This is a genomic window from Pedobacter mendelii (assembly GCF_014635725.1).
GTDB lineage: Bacteria > Bacteroidota > Bacteroidia > Sphingobacteriales > Sphingobacteriaceae > Pedobacter > Pedobacter mendelii.
Genome location: NZ_BMDJ01000025.1, coordinates 1 through 2,656, shown reverse-complemented (window position 1 = coordinate 2,656; position 2,656 = coordinate 1). Strand labels below are relative to the sequence as shown.

Annotated in this window: 2 protein-coding genes; both read right to left on the bottom strand. The window is 44.1% G+C overall.

Translation table 11 applies throughout. The features are described from left to right. Positions 1-138: 138 nt before the first annotated feature. Complete coding sequence (gene istB, locus IEV50_RS19515) at positions 139-939, bottom strand: IS21-like element helper ATPase IstB (RefSeq protein ID WP_229746822.1); 801 nt, start codon at positions 937-939, stop codon at positions 139-141. Beyond that, positions 905-2,428 carry an IS21 family transposase gene (gene istA / locus IEV50_RS19510; protein WP_229746821.1) on the bottom strand — a complete coding sequence of 508 codons (1,524 nt, stop codon included), beginning with the start codon at positions 2,426-2,428 and terminating at the stop codon, positions 905-907. Before istA ends, istB begins: the two co-directional genes overlap by 35 nt. Positions 2,429-2,656: the final 228 nt, after the last annotated feature.

The following is a 2,656-nucleotide window of genomic DNA, read 5'->3' as shown; positions in this document are numbered from 1 at the left end:
TGCATATACCAATAAATTTGACCCCCTTTCGCCAATTTTAAATTGACCCCCAGAGTTGTTGCTTGAAAAAAGCAGAAGTTGTTGTGCAAAAAGGCTTTTTAGAATCGATCTTTTAAGTCCTGTTTAACAACTGTTATTTTACAAAAATACGTTTTCAATCTTAGAGTTTCTCCTTCTCATAGATTCACCAAATAGTTCAACTCTTATTGAGTGATGAACGATACGATCAAGAACCGCATCTGCTATTGTTTTCTCACCAATTATATCATACCATTCCTTAACCGGTATTTGTGATGTAACTATTGTTGAACGCTTCTGGTGCCTATCTTCAATGATATCCAGTAAAGTAACCCTTGACTGTGGGTCGAATGGCTGAAGACCGAAGTCGTCAAGAATAAGAAGATCAACCCTTTCAATCTTTTTCAGTTCTGCCAAGATGGTACCTTTAGCCTTTGCCAGCTTTAGCTGCCCCATAAGTTTAGCAGTATTAACATACAGAACCTTGTATCCATTCTGACAGGCCTGATATCCAAGTGCGGTGGCAAGGTAGCTTTTTCCTGTACCGGTGGAACCGGTTATAAAAAGATCCTTGTGCTCCTTAATGAAATCCAGGGCTGCAAGTCTGTGCACCTGGTTCCTATCGAGGCCTCGCTCAATGGAGTAATCAATATGTTCAAGAGATGCCTTATATCGGAATGCAGCCGCCCTAATTGTTCTTTCCACCGAACGGTTGCGCCTGTCATCCCATTCGCTGGCAACCAGTACGGATATAAACTGATCAGTGGTCAGCGATTCCTTTACCGAGGATTCCAGATTGGTCCTGAATGCATCGTACATCCCAAACAGCCTTAACTGTTTCATTTTCTCTAATGTTTCATTGTTCATTTCTAATTGCTTTTTATTGTTACTGGTAATATTCCTTGCCCCTGATGTTTCCATGCTCAGGGATATCTATTGTCTGTTCTTCTACAGATAGCTGATCAAGCTGCTTTTGCAGTATCTCCTCGATTATACGGTAGTTGTACTGGCCAAGATTATTTGCCCAACGGCAGGCATTCCTTAGCCGGACCGTTCCAACACGACGTGCAAAGTTCAGTATGCCCGAACAGGATTTATGGGCCTGTTCGGGATATCCTTTATGCTCAAGCACCTTCGATATGTAATGGGCAACGTCACTATGGATCTCTTCAGCCTGCTGAATAAAGTTCTCAGGCGTCCATTCTGATATGTACCGGTGCTGTGGTGCCAGATGGTCCTGTTGGGTAGTATAATGGTGCTTTGTCCGCACTCTTGAATGAAAAGCTATCATGGTATAGTTGTAATAGACTTTTACTGAGCCGGAAGTGTACAGCAACTTTACTTTTTTACCAACATAGTTGTAGGGAACGCTGTAGTAGTGAACATCCTCACCCAGGCGTACATGCCCGTTTCTCATAACGGTGACCATCACCTGCCTGTGCAACTCATACCGAACCGGGTTAAGTGCGGCAAGGGCCTCGCGTTCGATTTCCTCAAACTGTTCCCTGCGTGAATAGCTTCTGCCCGAAAAGTGTTTGTTGTTATGGATTTCGAGCAGAGGGGCGATTGCTGCATTAAGTTGCTCCAGGGTTTGAAAACGACGATCGTCCAACTTATTATAAATACTCCGGTAGATAAGCTTGACAGCTCCTTCTACCAGCGACTTGTCACGTGGCTTGTAGGCACGTGCGGGAATAACAGTTGTGGCATAATGTTCCGCAAATGCGGCAAACTCATCGTTCAGCACAGCCTCATACCTGCTTCCCCTTGTTACAGCAGAGCGAAGATTGTCGGGGACGATCGCTTCCGGTACTCCTGCGAAATAGCGAAGGGCATTTTCACAGGCAGTGATGAGGTCCTCCTTTTTCTGGGAGGCCACAGCCTCAACATAGGTGAGCTGGCTACAGCCAAGAATCGCCACGAACACCTCTACGTCCTGCCTGATATTATCATTCCCGATAACAAATAGCTTTTTGCCGGCAAAGTCGATATACATTTTATCGCCAGCTTTATGTTCTATATGCATTACCGATCTGGAGAGCTGCAGGTATACCATTATGGCATTATTAAAGTGAGAGCGTCCATAACCATCGGAATGCTTTTTTATATATTCCTCATGCAGGTGTTCCCTTGTAACACCTTTTCTCTTTAACCTTTTACAGTAATCGGGTAATAGTCCCTGAAGGATCTGCATACGGGGCGCACTGGAGATCCTGGCCACAGGTGTGGTAAAAATGACGGCCAGTTCGCTATCGCTCTTGGCATTAAACTCTTCATAGCTAATGCCAAGCGTCTGCCAGATGCGAATATACTTTTTAATGGTATTGCGTGAGGTTGACACCATTGCATGGATGCGCTTGGTCCCGGTTCCCTGACTGTATAGACGGATGATCTGTCTGAGTTTATTCATTTTGATAGGCTTATTGGACATTGTAATCAACAGTTTTTGTTCGGCTAAAAGCTAAACAAAAACATATTCCTATAAACCATTTAGCACAAACGAATCTGCAATTTCAAGGGGGTCAATTTGGATTGGCGCAAAGGGGTCTTTTTCCTTTGGCGAACCTTATCAAATTAACTCGGCTAAGGGGAACTTTTTAGATTGGCGAAGAGGGGTCAATTTGAAGCGGTTTATCCA

What these genes read in the sequence shown, in the direction of transcription:
- istB (WP_229746822.1), bottom strand. Translation starts at nt 939, where the DNA reads ATGGAAACATCAGGGGCAAGGAATATTACCAGTAACAATAAAAAGCAA.
- istA (WP_229746821.1), bottom strand. Translation starts at nt 2,428, where the DNA reads ATGAATAAACTCAGACAGATCATCCGTCTATACAGTCAGGGAACCGGG.